Consider the following 15,149-nt stretch of genomic DNA (forward strand, 5'->3'; position numbering starts at 1 on the left):
TCAGCACCTTTCATTCGTGTGTGACTCAAAACACTATCGGCGTCCTGCGGCCGAAGAAACGGTCCCAGGGGATCAACTTGTCCAGGTTCTTTGTTCCCTGAGCACAACACCGCCCGAGCACAACACCGCACGTGCGGTGCACATCAGCTCGACGGCTGATGCAACACCTCGTGGGCGCGTCTGGTCACCACCTCGGAGATCCGGCGCAAGACAGGTGACGACAGTTTCCACTGCTGCCAGTACAGCGGAACATCGTCCACGAAGTCCGGATCGAATCCGATCAGCACGCCGGAGCGATCGTCGTCGCCGCGCTGCAGGTCCGGTATCAATCCCCAGCCGTATCCCCGCCTGACGGCGTCCGCGAAGTCTGCCGATGAAGGAACAAGATGACGGGGCGGATCGGCGGGGTGGCCGACCTTTTGATCGAGGTAGCGATCCTGCAGTAGATCCTTGCGATTGAACACAACCAGCGGCGCCTCCGAAAGGGATTCGGCCGTGACACCGTCTGCGAACCAACGACGGCAGAACTCCGCACTCGCCATCGGCCGATACCGCATGATGCCCAAACGGCTGGAGGTACACCCTTGAATCGGTGACGCAACAGAGGTGACGGCAGCCATGACCGAACCGTCGCGCAGTAGTTCAGTGGTGTGGTCTTGATCGTCGAGATGAAAATCGAAACCGACTTCTTGCGTGAACTCCGCGAGGGCCCCGAGAACCCAGGTGGACAGCGAATCGGCATTGACCGCGATCGAGACACGTGCAAACATCCCTGAACCATTTTCAAGGCCGAGCTCTCGCACGGTGTCACGCGACAAAGCGTCTATCTGACGTGCAAGACGCAGGACTTCTCTCCCCGAATCGGTGACCCGGATGGGCTTGGTGCGCTGCACCAGGATCCGGCCAACCGAGGTCTCGAGACCTTTGATTCGTTGGCTGACCGCCGAAGGCGTGATGTGTAACTTCCGCGCCGCCGCCTCGAAGGTTCCCTCGTCGACCGCGGCGTGCAATGCCCTCAGTTGCTCGAAATCCAACATAATCTGAAGCTACTCTGATGCATCCTAAGAATCATTAGCTGGACTGACTGAAATCCGAGCGGCAGGCTCGACGACATGCTCAGCACCAACGACCCTGCGTCGGCCCTCGTCGGTTTCGGGGTCGGACTGTCTTTGATCGTCGCAATCGGCGCCCAGAATGCGTTTGTTCTTCGTCAAGGCCTGACGCGATCGCACGTACTCCCGATCGTCGCAGTGTGCGCGTTGTCAGACGCAATTCTCATCCTCGCGGGCGTCAGCGGAATCGGGACCCTCCTCGAACACGCACCGTCGATGATCACGTTCGTTCGTATCGCCGGCGCCGTTTTCCTCCTCAGCTATTCGCTCTTCGCCGCCAAGCGGGCACTTCACCCCCAGACGTTGGCACCGGATCGACATGGCAACGGGTCGAGGCTTGCCGCCGTCACGATGGCATTGGCTCTCACCTGGCTCAATCCACACGTGTACCTCGACACCGTCGTGCTCATGGGTTCCATCGCCAACGGTCGCGGCGAGATCGGACGTTGGTGGTTTGCCGCCGGTGCCATCACGGCAAGTGTGGTCTGGTTCGGCGCCCTCGGTTACGGCGCACGTCTGCTGACGCCGCTTTTTGCGAAACCCAACGCCTGGCGGGTTCTCGATGCTCTGATCGCCGTGATGATGGCGGTTCTCGGAATCAGCCTGCTTGTCGAATTGTGACCAGGCTGCACAACCTCGATCCGACCCTGCGGGTAGCGCGATGGGTTACCGTCCAAGGTGAGGAAGCTCAATTCACCTGTCGCGAGTTGTGACCATCAGGTAGGGCTGATCACGATGACCGAGGACGATGGCGGCACCGAACCGCGTGACTCCAACCGCGGACTGGGTTTGCTGTGTCTACTCGCTGCGGTCGCCGGCGTCGGGGTCGGATTTGTCGGCGGCGCGTTCCGTTGGTGTCTGATCAGGGCCGACGAACTTCGTCAGGCGATCGTGAACTGGGCGCATCACGTTCCGTACGTCGGGTGGCTCGTGCCGGTCCTCCTGGTGGCCCTGTGCACCGTAATTGCCGTACTGATCGTCAGACGAGTGCCCCTCGCAAAGGGAAGCGGCATCCAGCACGTCGAGGCGGTGTCCCGCGGTGAAGCGAAACCGCCGGGAATCAATCTCGTGCCCGCCAGATTCATCGGCGGCCTCTTGGCGATCGGCTCCGGTCTGGTTCTCGGCCGTGAAGGCCCCACCGTACACATGGGTGCGGCGATCGGAGCAGAAGCGGGACGGCGAGCCCGCCTCACCGAACCCGACGTCGCCATGCTGCAAACATCCGCGGCCGGAGCAGGTCTCGCTGTCGCATTCAACGCGCCGATCGCGGGGGCACTGTTCGTCTGCGAGGAGGTGACGCACTCGTTCCGGCTGCGCACCGTGCTGCCAACGCTTTTCGGTGTTTCAGTGGCGGTGGGCTGTGCACGGATCGTCATCGGTGATCAACCCGATTTCGAGGTCGGCACCGTCCCGACACCTCAACTTGCACTCTTGCCACTGTTCGTCGTCTTCGGAATCCTCACGGGGCTACTGGGTATTGCGTACAACCGCCTGATTCTAGGACTACTCGACATCGTGGCACGGCTCGACAAGATCCCACCGACTGTCATCGGCGCAACGATCGGCGCCGTTATCGGCCTGACGCTGTTCCTCGACCCGTTGGCCAGTGGGGGCGGCGACGTTCTTGCACAGATGATCGTCGGCGGAAGGACCTTCGTACTGCCGATCCTGCTGCTGTACTTGGTGGTTCGGTTCTTCACCGGCCCGCTCTCGTATGCCGCTGGAACTCCCGGCGGACTGTTCGCTCCCTTACTCGCTCTCGGCGCGCTCTGGGGGTCGATCTTCACCGGACTGTCGAGCTTCGTGCCCGGAGTGGACGCCGGGCTCACGGTCACCATGGCCACCGTCGGTATGGCTGCCTTCTTCGGCGCCGTAGTACGCGCACCGTTCACCGGCATCGTGATCGTGGTCGAAATGACCGCGGTGACGTCGACGCTGGTCCCGATGCTCGCTGCCACTGCGGCAGCGGTATTCGTCACCACGTCGGCAGGGTCGGCACCTATCTACGACAGTCTGCGCGAACGGATGTTGGAGCCGCAACGCCCGCATACGGATTGATCCCCGCACACGGGTCATTGCTGCACGGGCGCGCTATGTGAATTTCAGAATTTGCAGATGACTTCCTCGGAGAACCTGCGTACCGCATCTTTCTTCGCTTCCAGGTCGCAGTCGAACCCGAGGCCGTACATGACCCAAGGAATGACGATCGATTCCGTCACTCCGCTATCGGCCAGTTCCAAGGAGCCGTCGAGACCGAAGCGATCGGCGCAGACGGCCTGAATTTCGAACGGGGACTCGGCGCGCCCGTACTCGACCCGCAGGACGCCGATCCTCGCGATGAGAGCTTGCAGATCAGCGAAAGAGACTGTAGCCGAGGTCCAACCGTCACCCACTCGCGCTGCACGGCGCAATGCGGCCGCGGAATGTCCTCCGATGTAGATGGGGACGGGATCGACCGGCGCCGGGCTCATCTGCAGCCTGTCGAAGTCGAAGAACTTGCCGTGATGTTCGACCATACCGCCGCCTAGAACCAGTCGCAGTACCTCGAGCATCTCGTCGACTCGCGGGCCTCGATCCTTGGGGGAAGCGCCGCACCACTCGAATTCCTCTGGCGCCCAGCCCACACCGACCCCGAGACCGAAGCGGCCTCCTGTCAGATTCGCGACCGACCCCACCTGGCTTGCCAGCAGCAGAGGATTGCGTGAGCTGAGCTCGAGCACCTGCGGATAAAAGCGAATCTTCGACGTTCCGGGTCCCATGAAGGCCGCGGCAATCATGGGGTCTACAAATGGTGTCTTCGCGTCCCACATCCGCACACCGTCAGCGGTATACGGATACCCGGTAGCGCCCCGCTCGGGAAAGAACAGTGAGTCGGGCATCGTGATCGAAGAAAAGCCGCATTCTTCGGCCACTTTCGCAAGTGCAACGAGTTGAGAGAGGGGAATCATCGCCACGGCGAGGCTGAACTTCATCGGAAGATCCCTCTGTTCAGTTGACCGGAGCGACTGAAGTGCCTCGATGAGCTCGAAGTCGGTTCGCACCGATCGGCTTGGGAGACAGTGGATCCTGAACAGTCACTTCTTGCAACGCTCAGTCATACGACAACTCCCCCGCAGTGCGGTCGAAGCATCAGCCACCCTCGGTTGGACAAGGACGTGTTCGAGGTTACAAAGCTCCCGCTACTTCGGCTCGGCGGCTTCCCGCCAGGCGGACACATACCAAGAACTTCGGGGTCCTGGTGACACCTGGCACCCCACTCCCCCTGATTTCGCACCGTGCAACCTGCGAATCGGCCTACTGATGCAAGGGAGTTCCGACGTAGTTCTCGGCGATCAGCGTTCGTCCCGCCACGGAACGCGTGACCATGTCCAACTCGGCCAACTGTCGGCGATGCCCGAAACCGCTGTCGTCTGGCAAGCGATGGAGCATCGACGACATCCACCACGAGAAGTGCTGCGTCCGCCACACACGCGGCAACACCGTTTCGGTGTACCCGTCCAGCATCTTTCGTTCGGACGAGGTGAAGAAACCGTCCATTGCCTTCGCCAGTGCGTAGACGTCGGCGATCGCGAGATTCATTCCCTTCGCGCCGGTCGGCGGCACGGTGTGCGCCGCATCCCCGGCAAGAAACAGGTTGCCGTGCTGCATCGGCTCACACACGAAGCTGCGGAACTGGAGGATCGACTTCTGAAAGATCTTGCCGTCCTTGATCTCCGCCCCCTCACCGTCGACGCGCATGTGCAGCTCGTCCCAGATTCGATCGTCGGACCAGTTGTCCACGGAGTCGTCCGGATCGACCTGAAGGTAATGACGCTGTACCTCGGGCGTCCGTGTGCTGATCAGTGCAAACCCGCGCTCATGGTTGGCGTAGATCAGTTCTTCGGACGACGGCGGCGCCTCGGCCAGGATGCCGAACCACGCGAAGGGATACTGGCGGAAATGATCCGTTCGGATCGACGGTTCGGGAATCAGCTTTCGCGTTCCGGTGCGTGAACCGTCGCAACCGGCCACCAGGGCGCACTCGAGCTTCTGATCATTTCCGTCCGAGTCGACAAAAGTGATACTCGGGCGATCCGATTCGTGATCGTGTACTTGCGCGTCGGACACTCCGAATCGAATGTCCCCGCCGTCAGCGAGACGCCGCGCGATCAGATCCTTGAGCACCTCGTGTTGCGGATACACCGTGACTGCTCGCCCGTCGGTCAGTTCGTCGAACGCGATTCGGTGCCCTCGTCCACCGAATCGCAACTCGATTCCGTGATGTTCGAGGCCCTCCCGCTTCAGTCGATCACCGAGTCCGGTCTCGACCATGAGATCAACCGTGTTCTGTTCGAGCACGCCGGCACGAATGGTGCCTTCTACCTCTTCGCGGGTGCGGCATTCCAGGACAACCGAATCGATTCCCTTCAGATGCAACAGATGCGAGAGCATCAACCCGGCGGGACCACCACCGACGATTCCGACCTGGGTGCGTGAAGAAGACATACAAAGAGCTCCTGAGGTGAGTGACGATTGAGACCACCCTCGACCACGATCACTCCTCTGAACAGCTGCAATTTCACTCAGTGAAAGACCGAAACGAGCTATCGAAACCCACCGCTACCAAGCCCGCGTGATATTCCACGGGCGGCCGCGACCAACGCGGGCAGTAAAGGAGCCGGATCCTGCTCCACCGGAACAACTGTCGAGACCGCTGCCACGACACTGCCCCCGGCTTCGCGGACAGGAGCGGCGACGGCAAGGGTTCCGACGTTCAGATACTCGCGACAGACCACGAATCCGGCGCGCCTGATCTCGTCGAGAGTTGCTCGCAAAATCCGCTCGGAAGTAATGGTTTTGGGAGTGAACGACTCGAGGCCGGCGCGAAGGACGTCGTCGAGAAGCTCGGTTCCGCCGTGCGCGAGGAGAATCAATCCACCGCTGGACGCGTGCAACGGCAATCTTCCGCCGGCACGGCCGACCACGGTGACGGCGCTACGCGAGGACAAGCGCTCGAGGTACAGAGCCTCGGTGCCCTCACGAACGACCAACTGCACGTTCTCTCGGGTGACCTCGTACAGGTCCTCGAGGAACGGCAACGCCACCTGCCGTAGGCCGTGAGCGCCGGGAGCAAGAGCGCCGATCTCCCACAACCGGACTCCGACCTGGTACTTGCCGTCACTCCGACGCTCGAGTGCGCCCTCAGCCACCAACTGCCCACACAGTCGGTGGACGGTGGGCAGAGGCAAACCGCTGCGACGACTGATCTCCGACTGCGTCAACCGCGGCGATTTCGCGTCGAAGGCACCGAGCACGATAAATGCCCGGCCGATCAACGAACGCTCGCCTGATGCCATTCACACAGTGTGACTGACATCAGGCGAAACGTGTTCAGGCGGTGCGGAGCTACGCGGAGTGCGCCAATTCCGGTTCGCGTTCGGTCACCGGCGGCGTGGCCTCGATCTTCATCGGCTCCTGCGCGTAGTGGAAGTGCGGACGACGGTGACCGATGAACGAACCGAACCACGACATCACAGCGACATACCGGTTGCGGAAGCCCACCAGATACATCACGTGCACGGCCAGCCACATGAACCAGGCGATCGTGCCCTTGAACTCGACCTTGCGGACGCGACACACAGCGCTGAATCGGCTGATGATCGACATGCTGCCCTTGTCGAAGTATTTGAAAGGCGTTCCGGCCTTGACCTTTCCGTTCACAGTCTTCGCTGCGTGACGTCCACCCTGCATTGCAACGGGCGACTGACCCGGCAGACCGTTCAGCGAAGTCATGTCGCCGATGGCAAAGACGTTGGCAAACCCGCCGACGGTCAAGTCCGGATTGATGAGCAGACGACCTGCACGGTCACTCTCACAACCGGTCGCCTCGCCGAGCACTGCTGCGAAGTCGTTGGCGCGAACACCGGCCGACCAGATGACGGTCTCGGCGTCGATGCGCTTCTCTTCCTTGGTCTTTGCCGAAGAGACGGTGACACCGTGCTCGTCGATGGCGGTGACCATGGTGTTGAGAACAACCTCGACACCCGACTTCTCGAGCGAGGCCTGTGTGTACTCACTGAGCTTGCCGCCGAAGGCCGGAAGCGCAACGCCCGCGCCCTCGACCATGGTGACCGTGACCTCGTCGGCGCTGATGTTGTTGATGGACTTGGCGAAGTAGCGACGCGCCAGTTCCTTGATCTGTCCGGCGAGCTCGACGCCGGTCGCGCCTGCACCGACGACAACGAAGCTGAGCAGGTTGCGGCGAACCAGCGCGTCGTTGGTGGTGTGAGCCTCTTCGAAGCAACGCAGGATCTGCTTACGCAGGACCTCGGCATCCTCGACGGTCTTGAGCTTGTAGGTGACCTTTTCGAACTCGTCATGACCGAAGTACGCCTGGGTGGCACCGGTGGCTGCGATGAGCGAGCGGTATCCGAGAGTGTGGCGGGTGCCTGAAGCCTCGTAGACGACGGTGTTCTCTTCGGCGTTGACCTCGACGACGCGACCGAGACGCACGTCGGCGTTGGGGTACTTCTGCAGGATCGTGCGGATGGGCGGAGCAACTTCGCCTGCCGACAGAACGCCCGTCGCCACCTGGTAGAGCAGCGGCTGGAAGAGGTGCTCGGTGGTGGCGGAGATGAGGACGAACGGCGTCTTGGACTTCGCGAGGGTCTTGGCCGCGGCGAGGGCTCCGAATCCCGAACCGACGATGACTACCTGAGTCTGCTCGTGTCCAGTCGCGTCGATGTCAGCGCGACCCGCAGCTGTTCTATCCACAACAAATCTCCTCAACCAAATTGAAAGTATGACTATTACGGTATGGACTGATCATGGGTCGGGTCCAGCTAGCTGGAGTATTCGCAAGACTGTTATCTCGATTGCTCATAAGTAAGCTGTCCTCATGGACTTCCGCCAACTCAAGTACTTCCTCGTCGTGAGCGAGGAACTGAGCTTCAGTCGCGCTGCCGAGCGCTGCTTCATCTCGCAGTCGGCGATCAGCCATCAGGTCGCCCGACTGGAGAAGGAGCTTGGCGCGACACTCTTCGAACGCTCGACCCGAGCCGTTCGCCTTGCCCCGGCAGGATCGCGACTCGTGCCCATTGCGCAGCAAGTCCTCAGCCTCGAAACGATGGCCTACTCCGTCGCACGCGACCCACGAGCCCGGATCCGGATCACCGGAAACATGAGCTTCGCCGCTCAGACGCTGGACGCCATCGCACACGTGCGCGAACTTCATCCGGACCTGGACGTCGAGTTCGTCATCAAGAGTTTTGCCCACCGCATGGACGCCGTGGCCTCCGGTGACGCCGACATCGCGCTGATTCGCGGCGGCGTCGACCGCCCCGGACTCGAACCCTTGGACCTCGGCGTCGAAGATCTGCTGGTCGTCATGTCGAGCCGGCACCCCCTGGCCGGCCAGCAAAGCGTCGACCTCAATGATCTGGCCGCATACCCCCTGCTCCTGCCGCCGCGCCAAAGCCAGGTGCTCATTCACAAGGTGGTCGAGGACGCGTTCCGCGAGATAGATCGACGCGTCCAACTGGGCCCTGCAATTCCGAGCGATCACACAGCCACGCTGGACGTGATCACCAACCCGCGCGCCTGGACCCTGCTGTATTCGATCACCGCAGGCGAATCTCCACGCGCCGGCATCAGCTTCATGCGAGAATCGCACGGCCGCTTGCGAATTCCCGTCTCGGGAGTGACCCGCAGCGGCGCCACCCACTCGACCGAGTTCGCCGATCTGATCCAAGCGCTCAAGGACGCCATGAATCCGTCTTTCACTGAGTGAAAGTGCGATGGCGATCGACTCCCCTCACGGAGCAACGTGGTCCACAACCATGTGATGCGGCGCGCGGTTGCATCCCTTTACCGAGGAGCGGCCATGACGCGTCTACTGAGCGAACCTGTGTGGGAATCGAAGATCTTCGACGGCGAATGGGTTCTCGGTAGCGCCGACGATCGTATTGTCGTCGAGCCGGCCACCGGCAAGCAGTTGACGACGGTCGGCATGGCAACACCAGACGACGTGGCAGCCGCTGCAACAAAAGCTACTGCCGCTCAGAAGGATTGGGCAGCAAGGCCGTACACCGAACGAGCCGCCGTTCTACGCCGCGCCGGTCAACTGTTCGAGCAGTACGCCGACGAAATCGGCGAATGGGTAATCCGCGAGGCCGGCAGCATTCCCGCCAAAGCCGGACTGGAAACCCACACCGCTGCCGAAGAGTGCTACAACGCAGCAGCTTTGGCCGCACACCCCGTCGGCGAGGTGCTGCGCTCGGAGCAACCGCGGCTGAGCTTCTCTCGTCGCGTCCCCGTCGGCACCGTCGGCGTCATCGCACCGTTCAACTTCCCGATCATTCTGTCGATCCGTGCAGTCGCTCCCGCACTGGCACTGGGCAATTCGGTGATCCTCAAGCCTGATCCGCGCACGGCGATCTGTGGCGGTGTGGTTCTTGCCCGCATCTTCGAAGAAGCCGGTCTGCCTGCCGGAGTGTTCGGCATGCTGCCGGGTGGCGCTGACGCCGGTGAGGCAATCGTGGTTCATCCGAGCGTTCGCGTCATCGCATTCACCGGGTCGACCCGGGCAGGACGCGCTGTCGGTGAACTGGCGGGCCGCCATCTCAAACGAGCACACCTCGAACTCGGGGGAAACAACGCACTGATCGTCATGGACGACGTCGACCTCGAAAAGGCCGCATCTGTAGGCGCTTTCGGATCCTTCATGCACCAGGGGCAGATCTGCATGACCACCGGCCGCCAACTCGTCCACGAAAGCATCGCCGCCGACTACACCGCACTCCTTGCCGAACACGCCGACAAGCTTCCGGTAGGCGACCCGTTCACCGGTCAGGTCGCACTCGGACCCATCATCGACTCCGGACAACGCGACCACATCCACTCCCTGGTCACCGGAAGCATCGCGGCCGGAGCAAAACTGGCAGCCGGTGGCACCTACGAAGATCTCTTCTACCGGCCCACCGTGCTGGCCGACACCCCACTGACCGCCCCGGCCTTCGCCGACGAAGTCTTCGGGCCAGTCGCACCGGTCACCTCCTTCGCCACCGTCGAACAGGCCGTCGCCATAGCCAACGATTCCGAGTACGGACTGTCACTGGGCATTCTGACCTCCGACGCCATGCGCGGACTCGAACTCGCTCAACAGATCCCCACCGGCCTCGTACACATCAACGATCAGACCGTCGGCGACGAAGCAGTCATCCCGTTCGGCGGCATGGCGTCTTCGGGTAACGGTGGCCGCGTCGGCGGTATCGGCGCAAACCTCGACGCCTTCACCGAAACGCAGTGGGTGACTGCGCAGAGCGCACTCCCGGTCTACCCCTTCTAGTCCGAAACACGCCGAGTTGGTCCTGAATACACCGAGCTGGCCCCAGGGGCTCACTGACCAGCATTGACGGGATCGATCTCGCGGACTTACCATCCAGAGAAAATTACTTCGGCACATTAAGCAATTTCTCTTGTAATTCCCGAGAAGGACCCACTTGACGAATTCAGTGACGACCGACAGCGCTGCGCAGCCAACGGTCCACGACACCCCGGATGTATCCGTCGTAACATCGCCGCGCCGCGAGGCCGTCATCATCGGGGCGCTCAGCCTGGCCGCGATGATCGTCTCGATGATGCAGACACTGCCCGTCCCGATTTTGGGGCGTATTCAGTCCGATCTGGGCGCATCCGCGGCCGGCATCAGTTGGGTGACGACGGCGACGTTGCTGTCGGCCGCCGTTTTCACTCCCCTGTTGGGCCGCTACGGCGATCAGCACGGCAAGAAGCGCACGCTGGTCGGCGTTCTGGTCGTCATGGTCATCGGTTCGATCGTCGCCGCACTGGCACACAATCTGCCACTTCTCATCCTCGGACGCGTCCTCCAGGGGACCGCCACCGCCATCTTCCCGCTGGCTCTGTCGGTCCTGCGCGAAGAGGTCCGCCCACACAAGCTTCCCGGCGCGATGGCATTGGTCAGCGGAACTCTCGCATTCGGCAGCGGGCTCGCCCTCGTAGCCACCGGACTTCTCACATCGGCTCCGGATGCCGACTACCGCAACGCCTTCTGGATGGCCACCGGGTTCGCGTTGCTTGCGCTCGTCGCCGTCATCACGCTGGTTCCGGCAACCAAGCACAAGAGCGGCGGGCGCGTCGACGTCATCGGCGCGCTGAGCCTGGGCGCTGCACTCCTTCTGCTCCTGTTGTCGATTTCGCAAGGCCACCAATGGGGTTGGTTCTCACCCGTGACCATCGGTGTTTTCCTGGGCTCGATCGTGATGTTCGCAGTCTGGGTCTGGATCGAGAAGATCGTCGACGAACCACTGGTCGACATGCGAATGTTCGTCCACCGGCCCGTGATGATGGCGAATCTGGCGGGGGTCATGCTGGGCTTCGGAATGTTCGCCAACTTCCTGGGCATCTCCTATCTCGTGCAGCTTCCCCACGCCCTCACGGGATACGGATTCGACGCCAGCATTCTGCGTGCGTCGGTGGAATTCCTGCTGCCGGGTGCGATTGCCTCGCTGATCGCAGCACCGATCGGTGGGCGGCTCATCAGAGTGCGTGGGCCACGCTTCGTCCTGGGACTCACCGCCATCTGTGGTGCGGTGCCGTTCGCCTGGCTCGCGTACGACCACACGCACACCGCGTCGGTCATCGGTGCCGGCATCGTGATCGGCGCCGCCGTGAGCCTGGGCTACGCGGCCATGCCCGCGATCATCATGTCGAGCGTTCCGCGACACCAGAGTGGAATAGCCAACGGCATCAACTCGATCTCCCGTTCCACCGGCAGCGCCATGGGCAGTGCAGTGGTGACTACGATTCTCGCCTCGATGACCATCGCGAACCTGCCAGAGGGCGTATCCGCTCTGCCCAGCGAATCCGCCTTCACCGTCACCTTCGTCACTGCCGCCGTAGCTTTCGCTCTGGTCGGCCTGGTGGGTTGGTCAGGCCTCCCCAAGAGTGCGTCGACGTCTGTCAACGGCAGCGCGTGAACAGGCCTGCTCCGAACAGCTCCGCATTCACGAGATGCCCATGCGTGTGAGCATTGTGCGAGGATCGGCGGGAGGTAGCAGGTCTCGAAGCTGAGCGGCTCGGCGGTCGGTGAACTGCCGACACGCGTCGTCGTCGGAGAACACCCAGAAGTCCCCACGCGCTATTGCTTCGGTCATGTGCTCGGCGGCATCGAGCGGGTCGAGTCCGGATTCGACGTTCGCCTGTTGCATTGCATCGAAGACAGCGTTTGCCGTGACGTTCGTAGTCGGCGCGTCACGCTGGGCCGCACGAAAGATCTCACTCCGGATCGAGTGTGGAACAACAGCACTGACCTGAATCGGAGAGTCGACCAACGACAGATCTTGGTGCAAGCTCTCGGTCATCGCCAGCACCGCGAACTTACTGACGATGTACGGTCCTTGCACCGCGGCGCTGTTGATCCCGCCGACAGAAGACAGATTGGCCACACACGCCGGCTTACCCACCTTCAACATCAATGGCACGAAAGCACGAAGGCAATAGAAGACGCCGTCGACGTTGATCTCCATCAACCGTCTCCACCGCGCACCACTGACTTCCCACAGCAACCCGGCCGTCTCCACTCCGGCATTGTTGACCAGCAACTCGACGCTGCCGTGACGATCGAACACATTGTCCGCCATCCTCTTCACGGCATCGGCATCCGCTACGTCCACCCCATGGACGTCAGCTCTCCCACCGGCCGCGCGAATGTCCTCGGCGACGAGCGACGCACGCTCCTCGTCGATGTCGGCAACGACCACCGTCATTCCCAGCCGCGCAAGGTGACGGGCGAACCCTGCACCGATACCGGCCCCCGCACCGGTCACGACGGCCGTGCCGGTACCGAACCGGCGTTCAGCGTGGGACATCTCCACTCCTCGGGTTGTGTCGCCGAAACTATTGCTCGACAAAGACTTCAGATTCCTTCGGGCAGAATGTTGGGATTGCACCACGTCGGTGGCTCACGTCTGGGCATCAGCCCTTGCCCGTCGAGCGCCTTCACGACCAGATCCTGATACCAGGGAAAATGAAGACTGAAGGCTACAAGGCCGGTCCGCTCGGCCGCGGGAAGAGAACACATGGCCAGTACCGTCTCGGCAAGATACTCGACGGGCTCGGTTTCGTATCCATCCGGAATGAGTGCGTCGGCGCCGGGAGTCGAGATCGCAGTGGAAGGCCCCACCGAGTTGACCGCGATATTGTCGTCCAGCACCTCCGCGGCGAGGCCCTGTGTGAACCTGTGCAGTGCTGCCTTCATCGACGCGTAAATCACGTCACCCGACGTCTTGTTGTAGTCGCGGAAGGGCCTGATCGGATTCAGTCCCGTCGAGGAACCGATGTTCACGATCCAGCCTGCGCCGCGCTCTCGCATGTAGGGGATGGCTGCCTTCGACAGGGCGAACGGCGCGCGAATGTAGTGGTCGAGGGTCCGATCGAACGTCGCCAGCGACATCTTCTCGATCGGCGCGTAGTCGGCAAACCCGGCATTGTTCACGAGGATGTCGATACCTCCGGTCCGCGAGACGACCTTCTCGATCAATCCGTCGCGAGCCTCGGAATCCTCGAGATCGGCCGGAATGGCAAGTGCACGACCGTGTTGCGACTCGATCATCTCGACGGTCTCGGACAACGTACCGCCGATGACGACATTACTGTCGGCACGGACTGCCGCGGTAGGCCGAGTCGACCGTGCGGTGACGACCACGGTTGCCCCCTCTGCCGCCAGTCGCCTGGCGATCGCCCTGCCGATGCCTCGACTGCTCCCGGTCACCAGCGCGGTCTTCCCTACCAGCGAGTGATTCAACTGCTCCTCCAAGGCTCTTCCACTTCACGACATCGAACACATGACGTATGTGTTCGACCTGAGTTCGACTGCATTTCACGCAATCGTTGTCCGCCATGTTGCATCATCCGATTCTGTTGCACAGCAACGATTCCCGCCTGACGGGAGGTGTCGAAATGCCGGGCACATGACCAAATCCGCTATCTCCCGCTGTGTGAGATCGAAAGCATCACAACGGGTTAGGGGAAAGTAATCTTCACCAATGGCAGATGAAACGCTCTACGTGATCGATCGGATAGTCACGAAACCGGGATGCGGTCGACAGTTCGTCGACGCGCTACTCGACCAGTATTTGCCGAGTGCACAGCGTCGCGGCATGACACTCGCCGACGTACTCGTCAGCCCTCCGTTGTGGTGCGATCAAGACCCGAACACCTTGACCGTCACCTGGACGGTCGACGGCACGGCCGGCTGGTGGTCGATGACGCGCCAGGGCCGCAGAGACTCCACCCTCAGGCAGTGGTGGGATGCAATGGCTCCGCTCATAATCGAACGGAGTCGCTCCATGGCCGCCGCAGCAAAGGACATCGAAGGACTGAGCAATGTATAACGTGACAAGAGTCGTGCACGCCGCCAACGGGGCGGGCGCCGACGAGTGGACCGCTGCAGTGAAGAACATTGCCGCAGTTGCCGAATCGTCGAACGCGCTGCGTCGTCTCGTCTGTACGACACTTCCCGGCGTCATCAACGGCGGAGATCTGATCGTCCATCTTCAGTTCGAAGACGAGATGGCTTGGCAGACAGCCCGAGATGCGGTCGACGACAGCCTGCGCTGCGCCGCCGTCGACCACTTCCACGGTGCCGAGTACTCGTCCGGGACCACGGGACGTTCCGGCGCCGAAGCCGCCGGTCAGGTGTACCGAGCGCTGTTCATCCGGGTATCCCCCAGCACACCCCAGGACGTACTCGAGGAATTCGAACGGGATCTGCTCAGGATGCCTACCCATATCTCGTCGATCTGCGCCTGGCGTCTCAGCCGAGTCGACGCAGCGATCGGGCACACACCATGGACTCATGTCTGGGAGCAGGAGTTCACCGACCTCGGCTCACTGCAGACCCAGTACCTCGATCATCCGATTCACTGGGCAGTGGTGGACCGGTGGTTCGACCCCGAATGTCCCGAGGCCGTGGTCCACGACAGAATCTGTCACACGTTCGGCAATCTCACCGAGAGACTCCTGACAGTGAAGTGATCT

General features: G+C 61.9%; 14 protein-coding genes. 7 read left to right on the top strand and 7 right to left on the bottom strand.

Annotation, left to right across the window (positions count from 1 at the left end; genetic code table 11):
• Window positions 1-143: 143 nt before the first annotated feature.
• Window positions 144-1,037 (bottom strand): LysR family transcriptional regulator ArgP, encoded by an 894-nt coding sequence (locus ATN38_RS10090; RefSeq protein WP_003943053.1) that lies wholly within the window; start codon window positions 1,035-1,037, stop codon window positions 144-146.
• Between the two features lie 75 nt (window positions 1,038-1,112).
• Between ATN38_RS10090 and ATN38_RS10095 the strand changes: the two genes are divergently transcribed.
• Together ATN38_RS10095 and ATN38_RS10100 are read left to right on the top strand one after the other, a co-directional pair.
• The gene (locus tag ATN38_RS10095; RefSeq protein ID WP_003943198.1) at window positions 1,113-1,733 is read left to right on the top strand and encodes a LysE/ArgO family amino acid transporter; all 621 of its coding nucleotides are present in this window, start codon (window positions 1,113-1,115) and stop codon (window positions 1,731-1,733) included.
• A 114-nt stretch (window positions 1,734-1,847) separates the two neighbouring features.
• Complete coding sequence (locus ATN38_RS10100) at window positions 1,848-3,170, top strand: ClC family H(+)/Cl(-) exchange transporter (protein WP_218747912.1); 1,323 nt, start codon at window positions 1,848-1,850, stop codon at window positions 3,168-3,170.
• A gap of 44 nt (window positions 3,171-3,214) precedes the next feature.
• On the opposite strand, the gene ATN38_RS10105 is transcribed toward ATN38_RS10100, so the two are convergent.
• The 4 genes from ATN38_RS10105 to ATN38_RS10120 all read right to left on the bottom strand — a co-directional run bounded on the left by ATN38_RS10105 (window position 3,215) and on the right by ATN38_RS10120 (window position 7,865).
• Window positions 3,215-4,084, bottom strand: a complete 870-nt coding sequence (locus ATN38_RS10105; RefSeq protein WP_218747914.1) for a TIGR03619 family F420-dependent LLM class oxidoreductase — start codon at window positions 4,082-4,084, stop codon at window positions 3,215-3,217.
• Between the two features lie 322 nt (window positions 4,085-4,406).
• Window positions 4,407-5,597, bottom strand: a complete 1,191-nt coding sequence (locus ATN38_RS10110; protein ID WP_162114096.1) for a 4-hydroxybenzoate 3-monooxygenase — start codon at window positions 5,595-5,597, stop codon at window positions 4,407-4,409.
• 98 nt (window positions 5,598-5,695) lie between these two features.
• The gene (locus tag ATN38_RS10115; protein WP_003943227.1) at window positions 5,696-6,448 is read right to left on the bottom strand and encodes an IclR family transcriptional regulator; all 753 of its coding nucleotides are present in this window, start codon (window positions 6,446-6,448) and stop codon (window positions 5,696-5,698) included.
• 49 nt (window positions 6,449-6,497) lie between these two features.
• Entirely contained in the window at window positions 6,498-7,865 is a 1,368-nt protein-coding gene (locus ATN38_RS10120; protein WP_003942969.1) for an NAD(P)/FAD-dependent oxidoreductase, read from the bottom strand.
• 124 nt (window positions 7,866-7,989) lie between these two features.
• Here ATN38_RS10120 and ATN38_RS10125 point away from each other — a divergent pair, with 124 nt between their 5' ends.
• The 3 genes from ATN38_RS10125 to ATN38_RS10135 all read left to right on the top strand — a co-directional run bounded on the left by ATN38_RS10125 (window position 7,990) and on the right by ATN38_RS10135 (window position 12,088).
• On the top strand, window positions 7,990-8,880 hold the full coding sequence (locus ATN38_RS10125; RefSeq protein WP_003943104.1) for a LysR family transcriptional regulator: 891 nt from the start codon (window positions 7,990-7,992) through the stop codon (window positions 8,878-8,880).
• A gap of 93 nt (window positions 8,881-8,973) precedes the next feature.
• Window positions 8,974-10,437: a benzaldehyde dehydrogenase gene (locus tag ATN38_RS10130; protein WP_116058265.1), complete on the top strand. Its 1,464-nt coding sequence runs from the start codon at window positions 8,974-8,976 to the stop codon at window positions 10,435-10,437.
• Window positions 10,438-10,591: 154 nt separating this feature from the next.
• Window positions 10,592-12,088: an MFS transporter gene (locus tag ATN38_RS10135; RefSeq protein ID WP_202426560.1), complete on the top strand. Its 1,497-nt coding sequence runs from the start codon at window positions 10,592-10,594 to the stop codon at window positions 12,086-12,088.
• A 27-nt stretch (window positions 12,089-12,115) separates the two neighbouring features.
• Here ATN38_RS10135 and ATN38_RS10140 read toward each other — a convergent pair whose 3' ends face one another.
• Both ATN38_RS10140 and ATN38_RS10145 read right to left on the bottom strand, forming a co-directional pair.
• The gene (locus tag ATN38_RS10140) at window positions 12,116-12,979 is read right to left on the bottom strand and encodes an SDR family NAD(P)-dependent oxidoreductase (protein WP_007730535.1); all 864 of its coding nucleotides are present in this window, start codon (window positions 12,977-12,979) and stop codon (window positions 12,116-12,118) included.
• A gap of 47 nt (window positions 12,980-13,026) precedes the next feature.
• Window positions 13,027-13,914, bottom strand: a complete 888-nt coding sequence (locus ATN38_RS10145) for an SDR family NAD(P)-dependent oxidoreductase (protein ID WP_042921616.1) — start codon at window positions 13,912-13,914, stop codon at window positions 13,027-13,029.
• 241 nt (window positions 13,915-14,155) lie between these two features.
• On the opposite strand from ATN38_RS10145, the gene ATN38_RS10150 reads away from it, so the two are divergent.
• Together ATN38_RS10150 and ATN38_RS10155 are read left to right on the top strand one after the other, a co-directional pair.
• Window positions 14,156-14,503, top strand: coding sequence for a hypothetical protein (locus tag ATN38_RS10150; protein WP_007730530.1), 348 nt, complete (start codon window positions 14,156-14,158; stop codon window positions 14,501-14,503).
• The gene (locus ATN38_RS10155; RefSeq protein WP_030536113.1) at window positions 14,496-15,146 is read left to right on the top strand and encodes a Dabb family protein; all 651 of its coding nucleotides are present in this window, start codon (window positions 14,496-14,498) and stop codon (window positions 15,144-15,146) included. Before ATN38_RS10150 ends, ATN38_RS10155 begins: the two co-directional genes overlap by 8 nt.
• Window positions 15,147-15,149 lie beyond the last annotated feature (3 nt).

This window comes from Rhodococcus sp. FH8, from assembly GCF_019266085.1.
Taxonomy (GTDB): Bacteria; Actinomycetota; Actinomycetes; order Mycobacteriales; family Mycobacteriaceae; genus Rhodococcus_F; species Rhodococcus_F qingshengii.

Coding starts and splice junctions, on each gene's coding strand:
- ATN38_RS10090 (WP_003943053.1), bottom strand. CDS start 1,037: ATGTTGGATTTCGAGCAACTGAGGGCATTGCACGCCGCGGTCGACGAG.
- ATN38_RS10140 (WP_007730535.1), bottom strand. CDS start 12,979: ATGTCCCACGCTGAACGCCGGTTCGGTACCGGCACGGCCGTCGTGACC.
- ATN38_RS10105 (WP_218747914.1), bottom strand. CDS start 4,084: ATGAAGTTCAGCCTCGCCGTGGCGATGATTCCCCTCTCTCAACTCGTT.
- ATN38_RS10110 (WP_162114096.1), bottom strand. CDS start 5,597: ATGTCTTCTTCACGCACCCAGGTCGGAATCGTCGGTGGTGGTCCCGCC.
- ATN38_RS10100 (WP_218747912.1), top strand. CDS start 1,848: ATGACCGAGGACGATGGCGGCACCGAACCGCGTGACTCCAACCGCGGA.
- ATN38_RS10155 (WP_030536113.1), top strand. CDS start 14,496: ATGTATAACGTGACAAGAGTCGTGCACGCCGCCAACGGGGCGGGCGCC.
- ATN38_RS10150 (WP_007730530.1), top strand. CDS start 14,156: ATGGCAGATGAAACGCTCTACGTGATCGATCGGATAGTCACGAAACCG.
- ATN38_RS10130 (WP_116058265.1), top strand. CDS start 8,974: ATGACGCGTCTACTGAGCGAACCTGTGTGGGAATCGAAGATCTTCGAC.
- ATN38_RS10115 (WP_003943227.1), bottom strand. CDS start 6,448: ATGGCATCAGGCGAGCGTTCGTTGATCGGCCGGGCATTTATCGTGCTC.
- ATN38_RS10095 (WP_003943198.1), top strand. CDS start 1,113: ATGCTCAGCACCAACGACCCTGCGTCGGCCCTCGTCGGTTTCGGGGTC.
- ATN38_RS10125 (WP_003943104.1), top strand. CDS start 7,990: ATGGACTTCCGCCAACTCAAGTACTTCCTCGTCGTGAGCGAGGAACTG.